A 19,333-nucleotide genomic window follows, 5' to 3' on the forward strand; every position below is an offset into this window, starting at 1 on the left:
TGTCAATAAAGATAGTGAGGTCTATAACCCGTTCTTTTTCCGGAACACGGCAACAATGGCGTTGGCATGCCCATGGCCCATTTCAAAGTTTGTCTTTAGGTGAGCTACTTGCTCCACGTGAGTTAGCTTGATGACTTTCTTGAGCTCTTTCATCCAGTGCTCGATTGGCTTTCCGTACTTCGCCTCAATCGAAGGAAAATACGATGCTGGGCCAGTTACCTTCTCTGCCATGCATTTATCGCTCTCTAGTCCAGCAGAAGTGCCGGTTCTTCGATTACCGATGCTACATCTTGAACAAATCTTGACGCAACATCGCCATCAACTACGCGGTGATCGAAGGTGGCACCAATTGTGGTCACCTGGCGAATCACAATTTCGTTGTTCACAACCCATGGCTTTGGGCGGATAGAGCCAAGGGCAACAATGGCAACCTGACCTGGGTTCAGAATTGGTGTTCCAGTGTCAACACCGAAGACGCCAATGTTGGTGATGGTGATGGTTCCATCTTTCATGTCTTCGGGTGTGGTTTTTCCCTCACGAGCTGTGGCTGCAAGCAATTCAAGCTGTCGAGCCAGTTCTAGCATCGACATCCGATCAGCATCCTTGATGTTTGGAACAATCAGGCCACGTGGTGTTGCAGCAGCAACACCAAAGTTTACGAAGTTGTGAACAATGATTTCTTTGTCTGTCCAGGTGGAGTTAACTGTTGGGTTTCTTCTAACCGCCCACATCATTGCCTTTGCCATAAGAAGCAAAGGGGTGACTTTCACGCCAGCAAAGTCAGTTGATGCTTTCAGTCTCTTTACGTATTCCATGGTTCTTGTGGCATCAACATCAACAAAGATCGAAACGTGCGGTGCAGTGAAGGCAGACTGCACCATTGCTGTTGCAATTGCTTTTCTAACACCCTTGACTGGAATGCGCTCTTCGCGCTCCGACGGAATCGCAGGTGTAGTTAGGTTTCTAAACACTGATGCTTGTGTTGCGGCATTGACTACATCTTCCCGGGTGATTTCACCGGCTGGACCGGTAGCTGCAACTTTAGAAAGATCAACGTTTAGATCCTTGGCAAGTTTTCGAATTGGTGGCTTTGCAATTACGTCACCACTTAGCGCTGATGGAATCGCAGAAGTGGCAGTTGGGATCGCGCTTGCCAAAGATGCTGCAGCAACAGCGCCAGAGCGTTTGCGTCTGGTTGCGCCGTGACCTGCAGAACCATAGCCCACCAAGTTGGGCTTGGTTTCATCTGATGCAACCGATGAGGCAACATCGGCAACGGCTTCGTGCATGGTGTCAGACTCGCTAATTATCGGAATAGAGCTGGTGGCAGGACCTGCCACCAGGATGTTCCCTTCGGCTTGCACAGAAATGATTGGGTTGCCGACCAAGACAGTGTCGCCTTCTTTAGCGAAGAGCTTTTCGATTGTTCCTGCAAACGGACAAGGTAACTCAACGATTGATTTTGCGGTTTCAATTTCGCAAATTATTTGGTTCACTGTTACCTGGTCGCCAGCGGCAACTTTCCAAGAAACAATTTCGGCTTCAGTTAGACCTTCGCCAACATCGGGCAAGTTGAATACTGCAAGTGACATCTTCTTACCCTTTCTTAGTAGGCGAGCGAGCGATCTACTGCTTCCAGGATCCGATCGGCGTCGGGTAGGAACAGTTCTTCAAGTTTGGCAGGTGGATATGGCACATCGAAGCTTCCAACTCTTAGAACGGGTGCCTCAAGGCTATAAAAGGCCAATTCGGCCACCCTTGCGGCCACTTCAGATGCAACCGAGTATGAAGTTGAAGCTTCTGAGGCAATAACCAGACGGCCTGTTTTTCTAACGGAGTTCAAGATAGTTGGAAAATCAATTGGCGAAATTGATCGAAGATCAATTACCTCCAAGCTGATTCCCTCAGCGGTGGCAAGATCTGCAGCCTGCAACGCGGTGACAACCATCGGTCCGTAGCTAACAAGAGTGACTTGGGTTCCCTCGCGCAAAACTTTTGCCTGGTGCATGGTGGCTGGTGGTGTATCTAGATTCACTGTTCCCTTGAGCCAGTAGCGCCTCTTTGGTTCAAAAAAGATTACTGGATCATTTGATTCAATTGCTTGCTGAATCATCCAGTATGCATCGTTTGGATTTGAAGGGCTGATAACTCTTAGTCCTGGCGTGTGAGCAAAATATGCTTCGGGGGATTCACTGTGATGCTCGACAGCACCGATTCCTCCACCATAAGGAATGCGAATAACTACCGGCATGCTCAAATGGCCTTCGGATCTGTTAGTTAGCTTCGCAAGTTGAGAAACAATTTGATCGAATGCCGGATAAACAAAACCTTCAAACTGAATCTCCGCTACCGGTCTGTAGCCGCGCATAGCAAGACCGATTGCAGTGCCAACGATTCCAGATTCGGCAATAGGAGAGTTGAAAACTTTTTGGTTTCCAAACTCGGCTAGTAATCCTTCGGTGACTCTAAACACACCACCAAGTTCTGCAACATCTTCTCCAAAGACCAACACCTTGGAATCTTTTTGCATTTGCTTTTGAATGCCGGCGTTAATCGCTTTGGCAATACTCATTTCAGCTGTGTTGGTCATTTGGAGTCCTCTTCAAATGAGGATTCGTAGTTTTCAAGCCATGCTTGCTGCTCTTGAACCAGCGGGTGTGGATCTGTATAAACGTGCTTGAAAATGTTCTCAAGTGGTGGGTTAGGCATAGCAAAGGTAGCTTCACGAATTTGAGTTGCTAGCTCATCGCCGGCTTGAGCGACCTCTTGGAAGAACTCGTCGCCGACACCTTGTCGGCGAAGGAACTTTTCAAAACGGGTGATTGGGTCGCGGGCAATCCAGTAATCAGTTTCTTCCTGGGGGCGGTATTTGGAAGGGTCATCGCTTGTGGTGTGAGCTCCGACTCGATAGGTGAGTGCCTCAATCAGAGATGGACCAAGGCCGTTTCTAGCATCATCCATGTGTTTGGCCGTTACTGCGTAGCAAGCCAAAACATCGTTGCCATCAACTTGGATTCCAGGTACCCCAAATCCTTCGCCACGAAGATACAGGGGAACTACCGTTTGGGCAGATACTGGCGAGCTAATGGCCCACTGATTGTTCTGGCAAAAGAAAACCAAAGGTGACTTGTTGACCGCGGCAAACAAGAGGGCTTCGCTAACATCACCTTCGGCGGTTGCGCCATCACCGAAGTAAGTTATTACTGCTTGGTCTACCTCCGGGTCACCGGTACCAACATTGCCATCGAAGTTGACACCCATGGCATAACCAGCGGCGTGCAGCACCTGGGTTCCTAAAACGATTGCATAAAGATGAAACCTGGTTTCTTCAGGATTCCAGCCACCATGATTCACACCGCGCATCATCTTGATGATTGACATCAAATCAATTCCGTGGGTTATTGCCACCCCGTGCTCTCGGTAGCTAGGAAACATGTGGTCGTTCTTGCCAACGGCGTAACCTGATCCGATTTGAGCAGCTTCTTGCCCTACCGCTGGAACCCAGAGGCCCATTTGGCCTTGGCGTTGCAAGGCGGTGCACTCGTTATCAAAGCGACGAATTCGCGCCATGTCGCGATAGAACTTCAAAAAGTCGTCGAGGGTTAGCTTTTCAATGTATTTGCCATAGTGTGCGTATTCGCTAGGCACCTCAAACACGCCATCCGGAGACAGCATCTGAACTTGCGGCACGCGGCCCGCCGAGGTAGTCACAGGCTCTAATTTAGCTCTAATGCTGGGACAATAGAAAAATGATTCGTTTCTTTGTCTCCACCTCAATAAACGCGCTAGCTCTATGGGTTGCAACAATCCTTATTCCAGCCATAACTCTCACTCCTTACGGTGGTGAAGGGCTCTGGCAGCGAATTGGTTCCTTCTTACTTGTTGGAGCAATCTTTGGTTTAGTAAACGCGATAATCGCACCGATTATCAAAGTGCTGGCGTTCCCGCTTTACATTCTTACTTTTGGTCTGATCTCATTTGTTATCAATGGAGCGCTACTGCTATTTGTTGCCTGGCTTTCATCTCAAATTGGATCCGACATCTTCACAATCGATGGCTTCACTTCTGAGGGACTCACCGTGGAGTCCATGGGCTGGGCAATCTTAGGTGCAGTAATCATTTCGATTGCTTCCTTGATTGGTCGCTGGATTTTCAAGATCCTTAGAATTCTCTAGAGATAAGAAAGTCCATCGCCTTTCCAATAGGCGCTCCTCGAACCTGAGACAGTAACTGCTCCTTGATGTTCACAATTCCTTTACTTTTCGAAGCATCCACTTCTTGAGTTGTGTTCTTGTAACTTTTCAAAGAATGCGAATGCATCGGAGCATCTGATTCAAAAGCTTGGGAAGTGCGTTGAATAGTCACCCAGTTTTTGGTTAGTGGATTTACTCTTCCGGATGCATTTGGGATTGGGTCATTCACATGCTCGATTGCCATCACCGGGACCTTGGATAATTTCAATTGCGCAATCGGAGCGCCGATAGTGACCAAACCAGCGGCGATGTAACCGGCTGAATTCTGAGCGAGATTACCCGCCACCATGCCGCCTTGCGAGTGACCAACAAATATCACTTCGTCGGTTTCCACAATTCCTGCTTGCTTCATAGCTTCCAGAACTGCCCTCTCGCTAGCTGCCAAACCGTTACCCTGCATTGCCAAAATGTTGGATTGCAGATCAAGCGGATTTGATCCATCTCCAAGGCCTAGAGTTTGTGTGCCAGGAATGTAAACAATTGCGGTTCTTTGGTCTGATGTTTGGAAGAAGTCAATGCCAATAGTAGGTTTCGTTTTTGATGACACCTGGGATAACCGATCTAGTAGTTGCGTTATGGAATTTGGAGAACGAGTGGCGAAGGTGCTCGTCTTGGTTGCAGAGACAGTGTTGTCTAATTTCCACCCTAGAGTTGTCGCAACGTTGGTGGCTACCGCGGCAAGAGCTGGAACAAAGTGAACCTCAAATCGTCTATGTATTCGGGCTTCTGTCGAAAAGTACTGTTCGGATACAACTAAGCAGTTGCTGTGTAGGTGCTCTAGTTTGGCAAGCACGTTCAGTGTTGCCGCTCGATACTGCATCTGACGAAGTGGATCAGACAGCAAAGATTCGATCGAGCCAAAGGCTGCCAGTTGCTCCGCGGCAAGTTTTATTTCAAAAGCAACGCGGTGTATCTCTTCGCGGGTAGCGACAATGTCTGGATTTCCCCCGTAGCTTTCAATAGTCACCAGTTCAGGGATTGCCCTAGGGCAATTAGTTCAGACTCTAAAGCTGCAAGTTGAGAGGTAACAACTAAGGCAGCTGCTCCACACCAGTAACCAGGATCAGGCTTGGCAAGCCTAATTCGATAGAGGCTTTGCTCAATTTGAAACTGAATCTGGTCCACGCAATTACTCTGCGCTGTTTGACTAGATTTTTGGCATCGAATTGGCAAATTGTTGAAAGCCCGAAGGCTATAACACCCCTAGATGCGCCAGAATAGTTCGGTGAGCCTTTCTTCGCAGCCAATTAGCCCGCTAGACGGTCGTTACGCATCGGCCGTTTCTGAGCTTTCACTATTGCTTTCCGAAGCGGGTCTAAACCGAGCTAGGGTCCAAGTCGAAATCGAATGGCTCTTGCTGCTTGCAAACTCAGAGATCTTTGGTCGTGACAGGTATGTCACCGAAGAACAGTCCAAAGCTCTAAGAAAAGCCTTTGAAGACTTCGGTGACGAAGATGTACAAGCGTTGGCCGCTATTGAAGCCACAACCAAACATGACGTCAAAGCAATCGAGTACTTTGTTAGAGATAAACTCACCAAACTAGATCGCAAAGACTTACACGAGCTAACTCACTTCGCAGCTACCAGCGAAGACATCAATAATCTCTCCTACGCTCTGACCATCAAGGAAGCCGTAAACACAGTCTGGCTACCAAAAGCCAAAGCTTTGGTTCAAGAACTTTCCCAACTAGCTAAGTCCTCGGCTGGCGTTGCAATGCTTTCTAGAACACATGGCCAACCGGCAACCCCAACCACCATGGGTAAAGAAATGGCGGTCTTTGTTCACAGGCTCCTAAGACAAATTGCTCGAATTGAAAAAACGAGCTACCTTGGCAAATTCTCTGGCGCTACTGGAACCTACTCCGCACACATGGTTGCGGTACCTGATTTTGACTGGCAAGCATTCGCAAAGAAGTTTGTCGAGTCACTTGGTCTTGAGTTCAACCCACTAACCACCCAGATTGAATCGCATGACTGGCAAGCAGAGCTTTACCAGAGCGTTACTCACTTCAACAGAATCTTGCACAACCTAGCTACCGATATCTGGAGTTACATATCCATTGGTTACTTCACCCAGATCCCCGTAAAGGGCGCAACCGGTTCTTCGACCATGCCACACAAAATCAACCCAATCAGGTTTGAAAACGCAGAAGCCAACCTGGAGCTATCCAACGCCGTACTAGACAACCTTGCCCAGACCTTGGTCACTTCACGTATGCAAAGAGATTTATCTGACTCCTCAGCACAAAGAAACGTTGGGGTTGGCTTTGGTCACTCGCTGGTTGCAATAGATAACATTCACAAAGGCCTAGGGGAAATCAAGGTTGCTGACGCAGCAATCGCTGCGGACTTGGCAGATAACTGGGAGGTTTTAGCAGAGGCTATCCAAACTGTTATTCGCGCCGATGTTGCAAGCGGTAAGTCAGAGATCACCAACCCCTACGAACTACTCAAAGACCTGAGTCGAGGTAAAAGACTCACTCGTGAAGATCTAGCTGATTTTGTTTTGAAGCTAGACATCCCTCAGGCATCAAAAGATAGATTGCTTTCCTTGTCCCCGAAGGATTACACGGGGCTTGCCAAGAAATTAGCTGAGTCGATCTAACGAAGAACGGGCTTGTCTGGATCGTTGTTTTGCTCCGGAACCATAAGTGCCAGAGTTGCTATTCCAACCAAAGAAACAATAAATGTAACTCCAGCCGCAATTAGCGCCATGTCAACTTTTCTCACTCCAAAAAAGACCAAAATTCCAACGAAAACTGCTGCGACTGCAGACAGGATTAGAAATGTTGAAGCGGTAAGTTTCTTGGGCATAGTCCAAGCCTAAAGCTATTTCTGTGGGGTTAGAGCAGCAATGCCTAAATGCACACCGCAGATAACTAAATATGCTCCAAAGAAACCAACAGCGCTAACGATATCTAGTGGTGCAATCAGAAAAAGCAATCCAAGAGCTAAGCCAAGAACTGCAGTGATCAACCCATCCTTGCCAGCACGTGTTCTAAAACCATTTCGATTTGCAAGATATAGCTCGAGCGCGCCAGCAATAACTGCCCAGCCAGCGACTAAGTAGACAAACGCTAACGCTTGAGCAGTTGGATCGGTTTGGGGGATTAGCGCCGCAAACAAACCAACAGCTAAGGAGATAAGAGTCAGAGGAAGTGACTCGACCGATAGGTAATTTCTTTCGCCCCAGATGGTTGCCGCGATGTTAGCTCCCGCTAATCCAATTCCAAAAATAGCTAGGGCGAATAAGCCTGTTGAAGCTGAGTGCGACTGAGTGAAAGTAATAAAAAGTCCAACAGCAACAAAAATTACTGCCTTTACGCCAAAAACTTTCTGCAAGATGAGATTCTTGCTAGTTCTTCATGTTTACAAAGCGTGAGTAGTTACCCTGGAAGGCAACAACGACTGTTCCGGTAGGACCCGAGCGCTGCTTGGCCAGAATAAGGTCTGCTTCTCCCGCTCTTGGGTGATCGGTGTCACCTGCTGCTTCACGGTGAAGCAAAACAACAACGTCAGCGTCTTGTTCCAGCGATCCGGATTCACGTAGGTGAGAAAGTTCTGGCTTCTTATCCTTTGTCTGCTCCGCTTGACGGTTCAGCTGTGACAATGCGACAACTGGAATACCTAGTTCTTTCGAGAGCAGCTTGAGAGCACGAGAGAATTCACTAACCTCCTGCTGTCTAGACTCAACTTTCTTTCCAGAGGTAAGTAGCTGCAAGTAGTCGATGATCACCATCTTCAAACCAACTCGCCCTGCAAGTCTTCGGCACTTCGCGCGAATTTCGGCAAGGGTCATGTTTGGTGAATCGTCAATGTAAAGAGGCGCGTCGTTGATGTTTCCGCGGACCTGTGCCAACTTGGTCCAGTCGCTGTCTGCGATGTTTCCTTTACGCATTGACTGCAACGGAATCATCGATTCCGCAGAAAGCATTCTCATGGCAATTTCTGCTCGACCCATTTCAAGCGAGAAGAAAAGCGTTGGCTTGTCTGACTTGATAGCCGCGTTGCGAGCTAGGTCAAGCGCAAATGTTGACTTACCCATCGCAGGTCGAGCGGCAACAATAATTAGTTGACCTGGGTGCAAACCATTTGTTAGTGCGTCAAGTTCTGTAAAACCAGTTGGAACACCAACCAAATCTCCATCTTTGGCAGATGCTGCTTCAATTTCGGCAATGGCCGCTTCTATGGAGTCATTTAGTGCAACATAGTCTTCGCTGGAGCCAGTGCGAGTTACGGCATAAACATCTTCCTGCGCTTGGTTTACAAGTGACTCGACTTCACCCTCGTTGGCGTAGCCAAGCTGTGCAATTCTTGTTCCAACTTCAACCAGTCTTCGTAGTGTTGCTTTTTCCTGAACGATCTTTGCGTAGAAGGCTGCGTTTGCTGCAGTTGGAACAGTACTAGTAAGTGTGTGAAGGTAGTCAGCACCACCTGCGCGCACTAGGGTTCCAGTTTTTACTAATTGATCAGTAACGGTAATGACGTCGGTTGGTTCACCCATTCCGTAAAGAGTTAGCAATGCATCAAAGACAATCTGGTGTTTTGGTGCGTAGAAATCGTTTCCTCGGATATGTTCAAAAACTTCCGCTACTGCTTCTTGGGAAAGAAGCATGGCACCCAAAGTGCTTTGTTCTGCGAGAAGATCGTGCGGTAAAACTCGGTCAGTTGAGCGCCCGGGTTCAACCGGAAGTACTGGCGCCAATGACATTTAGTGCTCCTGAATGGAAATGAGTTTTTCGGGTAAAAGCTTGCGCTTACTGACCTGTCTAGCATCCACCACTGACAACTATCGATAAAGCCACGGTGTGTATAAAGCTGTGGATAAACCTGGGGAAACACTCTAATAACTGACCTTTACCTGTGGAGACAGCTGTGGGTAAATGAAGGCTAAAGGAGCCACTAGTCAGTGATCTGTTGGGCACTGGATGTGGAAAACAAATATGGGTGAAAGTCTAAAGACCCCCCTGAGGGTCTATAGAAATGTAGAAAATTGCACAGCCCCTCTTTGTCCTCACTTAAAGAGGACGCAGAGACTCATCGATTCTGTCAATAATTTGCTGAGTCACAAATGGCCCAGACCAGGCCTGTTCAACACCTTCAGACTTTAGCCAGGAAAGTACCGAAGATCTCCAAGATTCCAAGTCAATTGTCCTAGCTTGCTCAATGGCCTTCATTATCGAATTGATGTCGGGCTTTGCGTGAATGGCGACATATTCAGGTATTCCAAAATCAACTGGGTTTGGGCCCACGTATATGGGGAAAGTGCCGGCAAACAAAGAATCAAAGAGTTTTTCTGACATGTACTCGATGCTGTTTTCAATCACCAGCGCGTACTTATAGGAAGCCAGGGTGGAAAGCTTGTCTTCGCTAGTTCCCTTGAAAGAAAGTGGGGATCTAAACCAACCCTGGATCGCAGATGGTTTGATTCCAAAACCATGTTTTAGGGGAATCAATAATTCCTCAAAAGCCTTAGTGGCCCTTCTAAACCAAGGCATGTCCCAATCAAAACCCCAGACATCTATGTTTGTGGATTTCTGGGCGGCGATTCTGCGGAGGGTGTAAAGCTCTCCCTTAGCAAAGCTCATTTTGTTGGCGTTGATTATTGCGAAACGATCGATTCTTTCACTGCTGGCGATCTTAGGTGAGATTAGGTGTTCTAAGGTCCAACGTTGAGGCCAGTTAATTCTGGACTTTGACGCAAAGGGTGATCGGCCAACATCAATCACCATACTCATGTGTTTGAGGTAATCAGTTCTGTAGTTTTGCGGCCTGACAACGCTTGGTTCTTGCCGAACTAATACAGCAGGCGCTCTTACATCGTTCTTCGGTAGCTTGTCGGAGGGGTCGTTGTCAAAATCTAGAAAGACGTAGACACCTGGATTGCTGCCTTCTGGTGTGTTTCGACCAAGAGACTGCACAAATCCTGCAAAGGTCTCTTCATCTGGCTTAGTTGTCGTGCCGCTATTTGGACCTAGGGGCATTATCGTCTTGAGCGAGTTTCCCACTATCTAAAGGGTCCCTTTTGGTTTTGATTGTGACCTTGAGGTTAGCGAGTTGTAAAGCTTGAAAATTCTTCGCCTCATAAAGTAGGGCAACCGGCCAACTAACTGATACAACAAAGACAAAATTGTCCACTTTCTTTTTTGTAGAGTTTGCGTCGAATCACTTAAGTTTTTAGCTGTTTCCATAGTGTTCGGCGATTTAGGATTGGTGTTTTTTTGCTGATAGTGACTAGCGGTTTCTAATTGGGAGAGGATAGCGTTGAGAATATCTGGCGTGTATGACTCACCCAAAAAATTGAAAACATCACGTGTAGCTGATGTGCTGTTTGGTTCTTCATACTGCCAGGCAACATTTAGTTGCTCTAAGGCCGTGGTCCAAACCAAATCGGCAAAAGCTGAGTCTTGAATTCGGCGTCGAATGGCGTCTTCTAGTTTTGCGACAAATGGACCGCGGTCATTAGATGAAATTTTTTGAGCGTAATCAATAAACAGATCAGAAGCAAAAACCTTGAGTAGACCGATGGTAGCCGAGAAGGTCCTCACTTTTGCCCCCTGGGTGTGTGACTCGCTAATTGGGTTTTCTCTGTATAGGACAGTCTGCTTATTTATAAACTCATGCTCGCCTCGCATAAGGCCCTTTAGTGTTTGTTCTGAGTCAGAGAAGGCAACGGTGTGCATCGCGACTTGGTCTGCTTCAAAAATTGCTTTACGCATTGACAGCGACGCAAATGGAACAACTTGTTCAGCTACATTGGCAAGAAAAGTGGCTTGTTCACTGCTGTTGTCGATAAACCAGTTTGCCCTTGGTGGCACTGGAACTTTCTTACCTTCAGAATTAAGTGAACCTAGATCTGTAGAGACTGAGCTAAGCGATTCATTTCCGCTTTTTATTGCTTGTAGGTGACTTTCAACGTGGTTAGGCAGGTATTTGTCATCTTGGTGAAAAAAAGTGATCCAAGCTGTGGGGACCAAATCCAGATTTAACTGAAACGAACCTAGGCCACCCAAATTGATTGGGTTTTGGACAAGTTTGTATCGGTTAGCAAACTTTTTGGAGGATTCAAGAAGGTCACTTAGGGTGGCCAAATCAAATCCGGGGGAACAATTGTCAACAATGACAAGATAAAAATCCTGGGAGGTTTGCGCTTCCAGGTCTTGAATACGCTCCTTGACGTACTGCTCACCTTTGTAAAGTCCAAGAAAAACGGTTGTATTCAAATGAAGCCCGAGATCCAGGCTTCCAAATGTTTTCCTGCCAACTCTGAGCCACGCAAGATTAGCGGTCTGGTCGTTCACTTAATTCGTGCCTCCGATCACTTACGAGCTTACAAGAATCACAAATTCCAAGTTTCTTATGCATGTGGTGGAAAGTGAGCTACCTAGTCCCAGTAACGCATGAGCTATTATTTAGTGAGGCAAACGACTACTAAACCTAGGAGATTTCTTGGCTAGCACGAGTGTTTCGGTAGTCATCGCGTTCTACAACGGCTCTCGTTGGATAGAGCGTGCACTGGAAAGTGTTCAGAATCAAACAATGCCGCCTAACGAAGTGATTGTGGTCAACGATGGCTCAAGCGAAGAAGAATTAGGGTTTCTAGTCGGTCTCCAAAAGCGTTTTAATTTCCAAATCCTAAGCCAAGAAAACTCCGGCCAGTCTGCTGCTAGAAATTTGGGGGTTTCCAAAGCAACCTCAGATTACATTTGCTTACTGGATCAGGACGATTACTACCTTCCTAAACACAATCAAGTCCTTGTGGAAAATGCCGATTTCGAAGACCCGACATTTGGCTTTTCTTATGGGGACCTATGGCGATCGAATGAAGCTGGGCAAATCCTTTCGCACTCCTCTATAAATGTGAAAATCAAGCATCCGCACACTAGCCTTAATACTTTGGTCGGCAAAAACATGTTTATCGTTCCTTCGGCCACCCTGATAAGTAGAACTGCTTTCTTGGCAGTTGGTGGTTTCGATCCAGAACTGCGCGGCTTCGAAGACGATGATCTGTTTCTGAGATTCTTCTTGGCTGGCTATTCAAACAGGTTCACCCCCGAAGCTGTAACGGTTTGGACAATCAACACTTCAAGTACTTCTTTCACAGAATCCATGGCTCGAAGCAGATTCATTTACTTCAAGAAGTTGTTGAAAACCTTCCCGGAAGGTTCGGTTGTAGGAACCTATGTTTTTGGACAACTGATGTATAAGAGGTTCGCCTATCAATTTGCAGGAGACGTAATTGAGTCCGCTTTCAAGGGCGGCGAAAACTATGAAGAGCGATTGTCCAGGCTTAAAGAATTCAGGTCGATTGTGCGATCAAGTAACGAAATCACGGCCCGTGGAAAAAGAAAATACCTTTTCATAACTTTTCCGATAGTTAAATTCAGCAAGAAAATTCTTAGATTATTCCTCTTGGTCATTCTTCGGTCTGGCCTTTTGTCAGTCCTGGCCCGGCTTCCCTCTAAGGCTCTTCGTGAGTTCGTGGGTAGGTACCTGCCGCGAAAAAAGGATCTCTAAGTCTGGCTCTGTGCTTTCGAAGAATTCCAATAACGTCAGTTACTGCTCTTGAGAAACCCGAAACACTCAGAGACTTTGGTCTTGTTTGAGCCTCGCGGTGAATTAGCTCAGCCTTCACACAAACGATGTTGTTGTAATTATGGTTTGAACTGCGAATAGAAATATCCACATCGTTGAATCCTGATGGGAATTTCTCATCCAGTGCCCCTATTTCTCGGAATTTACTTGCCGAGATCAGCGCGCAGGCAAAAGTTACTGCACTGACTTGGAAGCAACTTTCTGGAACACAATCTTTTCTAGATTCACCGCGATATGGGTGACCCGCAATGCCGGTGTAACCCAGAGCTATCCCTGTGTGTTGAATGGATCCATTTGGATAGCTAAGAACGGCACCCACTAACCCAGCACTACTTACGGATGCGTGTTCGACCATGCAACTGAGCCAGTTTTTGGAGATCACTTCAGTGTCGTTGTTGAGAAAGCAAAGATAATCGCCTGTGGCCTTAGTAGCAGCAAAGTTGCAGATTGCCGAGTAGTTGAAGACTCCAGGGTATTTCAAGATTGAAACCCCTTCGGATTCAAATTGGGCTAGAAGGTCTTTTGTTTCAGGCTCGATTGAAGAGTTGTCAACTATTAAAAGATCGTAGTTCAAATAACTCGTATTTTCTCGAATTGACTCAATGCAAACGCGAAGCAGCTTCGGCTTGTCTCTAGTTGGAATAATGATTGAAACTTTAGGTTCAAGTCTTGTGGTGGTGGAGCGAGTGTCGTGATCGTTATCGAAGCTAACCAGGTTTGAAAGTCGCCAGCTTCTGGTGTCTATCTTGCGACCCAGATAACCAAGCACTGAAGAAACTAACAAGTCACACCTCCCTGTCGCCTGAGAATTCCAGTTTTTTGATACCTGGGCCTGGGTTTAATACTTTGGAAGAAGTCCTTCTACACTTGCCTCGGCCAAGGAAAATGCGTTCGTGTCCTTTGGGCTGGTCAAAAATTCTGATGTGCTCCATTTGTCAGCAAATGGGATTCCAATCTTTTCGTCCAGTGGATTTATCTCGTGCTCGCCAGTTGGGTTGTACGGTTCGTTGCAGAGGTAATTAACAACTGTGTTGTCTTCAAGGGTGAGAAATACATGTCCTAGGCCTTCTTGGATAAGTACGGCTTTCCCGTTTTGTTCTGAGATCACATCGGCGTCCCATTTGCCAAACGTTGGAGAGCCAACTCTAATGTCAACGACAATGTCCCAGATTGACCCTCTGGGGCAGAACACATACTTCGCTTGCCCTGGAGGAACATCCGCCCAATGAATGCCGCGAATAACACCGGCTTTCGAAACAGATTGATTGACCTGCTTTACGTGAAAATCAAATCCTAGAGTTTCCGATATTGAGGACAGTTTGAATACCTCATGGAACGAGCCACGGTCATCGTCAAATTTTTTAGGTGTGAAAACCCAGGAACCTTGGATGCTAAGCGGTGTGAAGCTCATTTGTCCCTCTGATAGTTTGATTATCCTAAGACTACCGAACGAAGGGATTTCCATGCGATTTGCTGTGATCGGAAATCGCGGAATGTTCGGTTCAGAGATGACGCTCGTTCTGGCTGATCAAGGCCATGAGGTTATGGGCTTTAATCGCGAGACGCTGAATCTAGATGATTCAATCGAAATAATTGCTCGTCAGCTGGAAAGTTTTGATGCTGTAGTAAATGCTGTTGCTTACACCGCGGTAGATAAGGCTGAATCAGAAATTACACTTGCCAACCTTGTAAATGGTGATTACGCGGGCAAGCTAGCCAGTGCTTCCAAAATTGTTGGCGCCAAGTTTCTTCACCTATCTACCGATTACGTTTTTGATGGCAACTCAGATGTTCCATACGCAACTGATGCGATTCCAAATCCACAAGGCGCATATGGCCACTCCAAGTTACTCGGCGAAAAGCTAGTTGAAGACTCAGGAGCTAATTACACAATTTTCAGAACTGCCTGGCTCTATGGCGCACACGGAAGATGCTTTCCAAAGGTTATGCACGAGAAGGCTTTGCATGGTGATCCACTAAGGGTCGTAAACGATCAGTTTGGACAACCGACTTGGACCAAAGATCTAGCGGAACAGATTCTTAGTTTCGCCCAACTAGAGAAAGCACCGGCCATTGTCCACTCCGTATCTTCGGGTAAAGCAAGTTGGTTTGATTTTGCAACTGAAATAGTTGGTGAGTACCCGATTGAGCCAGTTTCTAGTGGCGAGTTTGTAACGGCAGCAAGGCGACCAAAATATAGTGTTTTGGACAACTCAAGCAATTTAGTCACACCGATTGCCGATTGGAAAGATCGTTGGCTTGTAGCCAAAGACGATGTCTTGGGGTTATTGAAGTAGATCCATCAGGTACTTGCCATAACCCGACTTGAGAAAACGATGCGCCTCTGCTTTTAGTTGGGAATCGTCGATGTAACCAAGTCGCCAGGCAATTTCTTCTGGAACAGAGATTTTTGTTCCCTGTCTGTGTTCAATTACTTTTACAAATTCTGCGGCTTCATGGAGAGAATCGATGCTACCCGTGTCTAGCCAAGCGGTTCCACGATCGAGTTTTTCAACCTGCAATTCACCTTTGTCCAGATAGGCCTTGTTAAGGTCTGATATTTCAATTTCTCCGCGGGCCGAAGGTATGAGGTTCTTTGCAATCTCAGAAACTTTGTGATCGTAGAAATATAGGCCTGGAATGACATATTTACTCTTCGGTTTGGCTGGTTTTTCTTCAATCGAAAGTACTTTGCCTGATTCATCAAACTCGATGACTCCATAGTCCTGCGGGTTCGTTACTCGGTGGGCAAATACTGTTGCGCCAGGGCGGCTCTTCATGCGGCTAAGTGTTGAACCTAGGCCGCTGCCATAGAAAATGTTGTCCCCAAGAACCAGAGCGACATTGTCACCATCAATGAACCTTTCACCTATAACAAATGCATCAGCGAGGCCCTTAGGTTCTGGTTGTTCTGCATAGCTGATTTTTATACCCCACTGCGAACCATCTTTTAAAAGTCTCTTAAACTGCTCGGCTTCGTGAGGTGTTGTGATAATCAGAATCTCAACAATTCCCGCAAGCATCAGTGTGCTCAACGGATAGTAAATCATCGGCTTGTCGTACACCGGCATGAGTTGTTTAGAGGTTGCGATAGTGAGAGGGTAGAGCCTGGTTCCGGATCCGCCGGCAAGAATTATGCCCTTCATTTTTCCCTTCACCGCGCTAAAGGTTCCAGCGCTTAGCATTTGCCCTGAAACATGAATCGCTCTTCTGATAGCCTATTACAGAGTCGTGGGAGGCATTTTGAAGGTTGTTGTCACCGGTGGAGCTGGATTTATCGGCTCAAACTTCGTCCGCAGGACGCTAGCAACTCGCCCCGATGTAAAAATTACTGTTCTAGATTCTCTTACCTATGCTGGGCGTCTTTCAAACCTAGAAGACCTTGAAGGTAAATTCGAGTTTGTTCAGGGAGATATATGCAACCCAGACATTGTCGAATCTGTGGTGTCAAAGGCGGACGTCGTTGTTCATTTCGCTGCCGAAAGTCATAACGATAATTCATTGAAATCCCCGCGGCCGTTTATTGAGACAAACGTTTTCGGAACTTTCGAACTCATTCAAGCGTGTGTCAAAAACAGTGTTCGAATGCACCACGTTTCAACCGATGAGGTCTTTGGTGACTTGGCACTTGATGGAACGGACAAGTTCACTAGAGACACCCCATACAATCCCTCGTCTCCTTACTCTGCTTCCAAGGCTTCGAGTGATCACCTGGTTAGGGCCTGGGTTCGTTCTTTTGGCCTTCGGGCAACAATCTCTAACTGCAGCAACAACTTTGGCCCATACCAGCACGAAGAAAAGTTGATTCCTCGCATGATTGGCCTAATCAACTCCGGAGCCAAGCCTGAGCTTTATGGCAATGGAGCAAACATTAGGGACTGGATTCACGTCGATGATCACAACGATGGTGTTTGGACTGTTATTGATAAGGGTGTAATCGGTGAGACCTACCTCCTTGGTGCAGATAATCAACGCTCGAACCTGAAGGTTGTTCAAGCGTTGCTTGAAATCATGGGCAAACCGAAGGACTGGATTGAATTTATTGGTGATCGTCCAGGGCACGATTTGAGATATGCGATTGATGCTTCAGCGACAGAAGCTGAGCTTGGGTGGAAACCAAAACATGGAAACTTTGAGGAAAAGCTAGCTGAGACGGTGGGATTCTACGCGGCCAAGTGACGTGGCTGACCAGAAAAGTTACTAGCCGAAATAGTCTTGGACAATTTCCTTAGTGGGGCCAACTTTTTTCATGACTCCGTGTTCCATCCACACGACCTTGTTGCATGTTTGCTCGATTAACTCTTTGTTGTGGCTTGCAATAACAAGTATTTCTGACTGATTAACTAAATCTTGTAGTCTCTTGCTTGCCCGATCAGCAAAAGCCCCATCTCCCACAGAAAGCCACTCATCCATAATTAGGATGTCTGCAGACATTGAGGTCGAAACAGAAAAAGCCAATCTCAGAAGCATTCCGGAGCTGTAAATGCGAACTGGCAAATTCACGTAATCGCCAAGTTCGGAGAACTCAATGATTTCGTCAATCTTTTGATTGATTTGTTTCTTTGAAAGACCCATGAGCTTTCCACGAAGAAGAATGTTTTCCCTACCGGTGTTTTCTGGATTAATGCCAAGAGAGATATCCACCAAGGATGAAATGGTGCCTGATCTCTCAACCGTTCCAGAGCTTGGCTCGAACACTCCAGTAAAAAGTCTTAATAGAGTGCTTTTTCCGGCACCGTTGTGACCGATTATTCCAACCCTGTCACCAGATTTGATTTCAAGATTCAATTCTTTCAAGGCTTCGATACTGAGGTGGCCGCCTCGTTGAGCAGTTAGGGCTCCTCCGGTAGCAGCACTCACGAGAGTATTAGTCAGCGATCTGGCAGAAGAGTTGTAAATGGGAAGCACTACGGATGCGTTCTTTAGTCTTATGTGCGCCATGTCTATACCCAATACGCAATTCTTTTTTCGTACTTCTTGAATAACAGAAGTCCTATTATCCACAGGGCTATACCCAACGCCACAACCCATATCCAGTTTTCAAGAGAAGGGTACTGACTGATCAATGGAAGTCTCATCACCTGCAAAATGTGATACAGCGGATTTAGGCTCACGATGGCCTCAACCAGTTCATTGTCTCCAAGACTTTCTTTGATCCAGATAACCGGTGTTATGTAGAAAGCAACGGTCAAAGCAGCGCTGATAATTTGAGGGAGGTCTCTAAACCTTGTTGCCACAATTCCAAAAATCATTGCCATTCCAGACAATGCGAACACGGCCAGCAATACGCCAAGCGGCCATAACAGTAATGCCCACGTAACTCCACCGCCAAAGATAAGAATCACAACTGGCATAATCACGATGTTGTGAGCAGAAACAATAATGTTCCGCCAAACAACGCGAACTACATAAACAATCTTTGGTAGCGGTAGCTGCTTGATCATCGCCTCTGCGACGATAAATGCCTGGTTGCCTTCATTTAGAATTCCGGCAATCAAACCCCAAGTAATTAGTCCAGAAGCCAGGTAAGGAAGAAACACTTCTAGTGGCGTGTTGAAAATCGTTCCGAAGACAATTCCAATAGCAGAAATGGTTACTGCCATACCGATAGTTATCCAAAGCTGACCAAAAACACTTCTTCGGTATGACTGTCTAATATCTTGCCAGCCAAGCATCAAGCCAATTCCAAGCGTTTTTCTCACCTGTTTTGACTCTCCTCTTAGTTAGAGTGCAGAAACTTTATAGACCTAAAGCAATAGCAGTTTACTTCTTGGCTACAACTTTTAGCTTGATGGTTGCAACTAGGTCACCGTGTAATCTAACGGTTGCTAGGTACTCACCAACGGAGCGAATCGGGTTTGGGATTTCAACTTTGCGCTTGTCGATCTGACCAAGGCCAGCTTCTGAAACAGCAGACGCAATGTCGCCAGTCTTCACAGAACCAAACAGTCTTCCGCCAACGCCAGCTTTAACTGCAAGCTTCACGGAACCCTCTTCAAGTCTTGCCTTTAGAGTTTGTGCTTCTTCAAGTGTTGCTAGTTGACGTGCGTCACGAGCTGCACGGATAGAGCTAACTTGCTTCTCTCCACCCTTGCTCCAAGTAACGGCAAATCCTCTAGGCAGTAGGTAATTGCGTGCGTAACCGTTTTTTACTTCAACAACGTCTCCAGCGGAGCCAAGGCCAGAAACCTCATTGGTAAGAATGATCTTTGACATGTGGTTTCTCCTTAGCGGCCAGCGCCAGCGTATGGCAACAAGGCCATCTCGCGTGCGTTCTTGATAGCGGTTGCAATTAGGCGCTGCTCTTGAACAGAGACGCCAGTGATTCTGCGAGCGCGGATCTTTCCGCGATCAGAGATGAACTTTCTTAGAGTTGCAACATCTTTGTAATCAATGATGCCAACCTTCATGAACTTAACTGGAGCTAGTTTGTCTAGCTTCGAGTTTCTAGTTGGTTTACGACGTGGGTCGGTTTTTCCAGCCAT

General features: G+C 46.7%; 23 protein-coding genes. 5 read left to right on the forward strand and 18 right to left on the reverse strand.

Annotation, left to right across the window (positions count from 1 at the left end; all coding sequences use genetic code 11):
- Positions 1 to 21: 21 nt before the first annotated feature.
- From AC9UCN_RS00570 to AC9UCN_RS00585, 4 genes are read right to left on the reverse strand one after another with little or no spacing between them, the layout of a single operon-like run.
- Positions 22 to 231 (reverse strand): DUF4287 domain-containing protein, encoded by a 210-nt coding sequence (locus AC9UCN_RS00570; RefSeq protein ID WP_509522850.1) that lies wholly within the window; start codon positions 229 to 231, stop codon positions 22 to 24.
- 14 nt (positions 232 to 245) lie between these two features.
- The gene (locus AC9UCN_RS00575) at positions 246 to 1,592 is read right to left on the reverse strand and encodes a dihydrolipoamide acetyltransferase family protein (RefSeq protein WP_509522851.1); all 1,347 of its coding nucleotides are present in this window, start codon (positions 1,590 to 1,592) and stop codon (positions 246 to 248) included.
- Positions 1,593 to 1,606: 14 nt separating this feature from the next.
- Positions 1,607 to 2,590, reverse strand: a complete 984-nt coding sequence (locus AC9UCN_RS00580; RefSeq protein WP_509522852.1) for an alpha-ketoacid dehydrogenase subunit beta — start codon at positions 2,588 to 2,590, stop codon at positions 1,607 to 1,609.
- Positions 2,587 to 3,675 carry a thiamine pyrophosphate-dependent dehydrogenase E1 component subunit alpha gene (locus tag AC9UCN_RS00585; protein ID WP_509523637.1) on the reverse strand — a complete coding sequence of 363 codons (1,089 nt, stop codon included), beginning with the start codon at positions 3,673 to 3,675 and terminating at the stop codon, positions 2,587 to 2,589. Before AC9UCN_RS00585 ends, AC9UCN_RS00580 begins: the two co-directional genes overlap by 4 nt.
- Positions 3,676 to 3,749: 74 nt before the next feature.
- Between AC9UCN_RS00585 and AC9UCN_RS00590 the strand changes: the two genes are divergently transcribed.
- Positions 3,750 to 4,175, forward strand: coding sequence for a phage holin family protein (locus AC9UCN_RS00590; RefSeq protein WP_509522853.1), 426 nt, complete (start codon positions 3,750 to 3,752; stop codon positions 4,173 to 4,175).
- On the opposite strand, the gene AC9UCN_RS00595 is transcribed toward AC9UCN_RS00590, so the two are convergent.
- Together AC9UCN_RS00595 and AC9UCN_RS00600 are read right to left on the reverse strand one after the other, a co-directional pair.
- A complete protein-coding gene (locus tag AC9UCN_RS00595) occupies positions 4,162 to 5,220 on the reverse strand; it encodes a lipase family protein (RefSeq protein ID WP_509522854.1) in 1,059 nt (352 codons plus the stop codon). The genes AC9UCN_RS00590 and AC9UCN_RS00595 overlap by 14 nt on opposite strands.
- Positions 5,217 to 5,378, reverse strand: coding sequence for a hypothetical protein (locus AC9UCN_RS00600; protein ID WP_509522855.1), 162 nt, complete (start codon positions 5,376 to 5,378; stop codon positions 5,217 to 5,219). The genes AC9UCN_RS00595 and AC9UCN_RS00600 overlap by 4 nt, the downstream gene beginning before the upstream one ends.
- Positions 5,379 to 5,460: 82 nt before the next feature.
- On the opposite strand from AC9UCN_RS00600, the gene purB reads away from it, so the two are divergent.
- On the forward strand, positions 5,461 to 6,858 hold the full coding sequence (gene purB / locus AC9UCN_RS00605) for an adenylosuccinate lyase (RefSeq protein WP_509522856.1): 1,398 nt from the start codon (positions 5,461 to 5,463) through the stop codon (positions 6,856 to 6,858).
- Here purB and AC9UCN_RS00610 read toward each other — a convergent pair.
- From AC9UCN_RS00610 to AC9UCN_RS00630, 5 genes are all read right to left on the reverse strand, one after another.
- Complete coding sequence (locus AC9UCN_RS00610) at positions 6,855 to 7,067, reverse strand: hypothetical protein (protein WP_509522857.1); 213 nt, start codon at positions 7,065 to 7,067, stop codon at positions 6,855 to 6,857. The genes purB and AC9UCN_RS00610 overlap by 4 nt on opposite strands.
- Before the next feature lie 15 nt (positions 7,068 to 7,082).
- Positions 7,083 to 7,595 (reverse strand): hypothetical protein, encoded by a 513-nt coding sequence (locus tag AC9UCN_RS00615; protein WP_509522858.1) that lies wholly within the window; start codon positions 7,593 to 7,595, stop codon positions 7,083 to 7,085.
- A gap of 13 nt (positions 7,596 to 7,608) precedes the next feature.
- On the reverse strand, positions 7,609 to 8,964 hold the full coding sequence (dnaB, locus tag AC9UCN_RS00620; protein ID WP_509522859.1) for a replicative DNA helicase: 1,356 nt from the start codon (positions 8,962 to 8,964) through the stop codon (positions 7,609 to 7,611).
- A gap of 307 nt (positions 8,965 to 9,271) precedes the next feature.
- Positions 9,272 to 10,237 carry a hypothetical protein gene (locus AC9UCN_RS00625; protein ID WP_509522860.1) on the reverse strand — a complete coding sequence of 322 codons (966 nt, stop codon included), beginning with the start codon at positions 10,235 to 10,237 and terminating at the stop codon, positions 9,272 to 9,274.
- Positions 10,238 to 10,264: 27 nt separating this feature from the next.
- Entirely contained in the window at positions 10,265 to 11,554 is a 1,290-nt protein-coding gene (locus AC9UCN_RS00630; protein ID WP_509522861.1) for a glycosyltransferase, read from the reverse strand.
- A 148-nt stretch (positions 11,555 to 11,702) separates the two neighbouring features.
- Here AC9UCN_RS00630 and AC9UCN_RS00635 point away from each other — a divergent pair, with 148 nt between their 5' ends.
- Positions 11,703 to 12,770 (forward strand): glycosyltransferase family 2 protein, encoded by a 1,068-nt coding sequence (locus AC9UCN_RS00635; RefSeq protein WP_509522862.1) that lies wholly within the window; start codon positions 11,703 to 11,705, stop codon positions 12,768 to 12,770.
- Here the strand turns inward: AC9UCN_RS00635 and AC9UCN_RS00640 are convergent.
- Together AC9UCN_RS00640 and AC9UCN_RS00645 are read right to left on the reverse strand one after the other, a co-directional pair.
- The gene (locus AC9UCN_RS00640; protein WP_509522863.1) at positions 12,715 to 13,632 is read right to left on the reverse strand and encodes a glycosyltransferase family 2 protein; all 918 of its coding nucleotides are present in this window, start codon (positions 13,630 to 13,632) and stop codon (positions 12,715 to 12,717) included. The genes AC9UCN_RS00635 and AC9UCN_RS00640 overlap by 56 nt on opposite strands.
- 54 nt (positions 13,633 to 13,686) lie before the next feature.
- The gene (locus AC9UCN_RS00645; RefSeq protein WP_509522864.1) at positions 13,687 to 14,259 is read right to left on the reverse strand and encodes a dTDP-4-dehydrorhamnose 3,5-epimerase family protein; all 573 of its coding nucleotides are present in this window, start codon (positions 14,257 to 14,259) and stop codon (positions 13,687 to 13,689) included.
- Between the two features lie 52 nt (positions 14,260 to 14,311).
- Here AC9UCN_RS00645 and rfbD point away from each other — a divergent pair, with 52 nt between their 5' ends.
- On the forward strand, positions 14,312 to 15,145 hold the full coding sequence (rfbD, locus tag AC9UCN_RS00650; protein WP_509522865.1) for a dTDP-4-dehydrorhamnose reductase: 834 nt from the start codon (positions 14,312 to 14,314) through the stop codon (positions 15,143 to 15,145).
- Here rfbD and rfbA read toward each other — a convergent pair.
- Entirely contained in the window at positions 15,134 to 15,994 is an 861-nt protein-coding gene (gene rfbA / locus AC9UCN_RS00655; RefSeq protein ID WP_509523638.1) for a glucose-1-phosphate thymidylyltransferase RfbA, read from the reverse strand. The genes rfbD and rfbA overlap by 12 nt on opposite strands.
- 85 nt (positions 15,995 to 16,079) lie before the next feature.
- On the opposite strand from rfbA, the gene rfbB reads away from it, so the two are divergent.
- Complete coding sequence (gene rfbB / locus AC9UCN_RS00660; protein ID WP_509522866.1) at positions 16,080 to 17,027, forward strand: dTDP-glucose 4,6-dehydratase; 948 nt, start codon at positions 16,080 to 16,082, stop codon at positions 17,025 to 17,027.
- Positions 17,028 to 17,048: 21 nt separating this feature from the next.
- Here the strand turns inward: rfbB and AC9UCN_RS00665 are convergent, their stop codons facing one another.
- From AC9UCN_RS00665 to rpsR, 4 genes are all read right to left on the reverse strand, one after another.
- A complete protein-coding gene (locus tag AC9UCN_RS00665; RefSeq protein ID WP_509522867.1) occupies positions 17,049 to 17,789 on the reverse strand; it encodes an ABC transporter ATP-binding protein in 741 nt (246 codons plus the stop codon).
- A gap of 2 nt (positions 17,790 to 17,791) precedes the next feature.
- Positions 17,792 to 18,550 carry an ABC transporter permease gene (locus AC9UCN_RS00670; protein ID WP_509522868.1) on the reverse strand — a complete coding sequence of 253 codons (759 nt, stop codon included), beginning with the start codon at positions 18,548 to 18,550 and terminating at the stop codon, positions 17,792 to 17,794.
- A 61-nt stretch (positions 18,551 to 18,611) separates the two neighbouring features.
- A complete protein-coding gene (gene rplI, locus AC9UCN_RS00675; protein ID WP_509522869.1) occupies positions 18,612 to 19,064 on the reverse strand; it encodes a 50S ribosomal protein L9 in 453 nt (150 codons plus the stop codon).
- Positions 19,065 to 19,075: 11 nt separating this feature from the next.
- Positions 19,076 to 19,333, reverse strand: a complete 258-nt coding sequence (gene rpsR, locus AC9UCN_RS00680) for a 30S ribosomal protein S18 (RefSeq protein ID WP_506557816.1) — start codon at positions 19,331 to 19,333, stop codon at positions 19,076 to 19,078.

This window comes from Rhodoluna sp. (assembly GCF_036721215.1).
Classification (GTDB): Bacteria; Actinomycetota; Actinomycetes; order Actinomycetales; family Microbacteriaceae; genus Rhodoluna.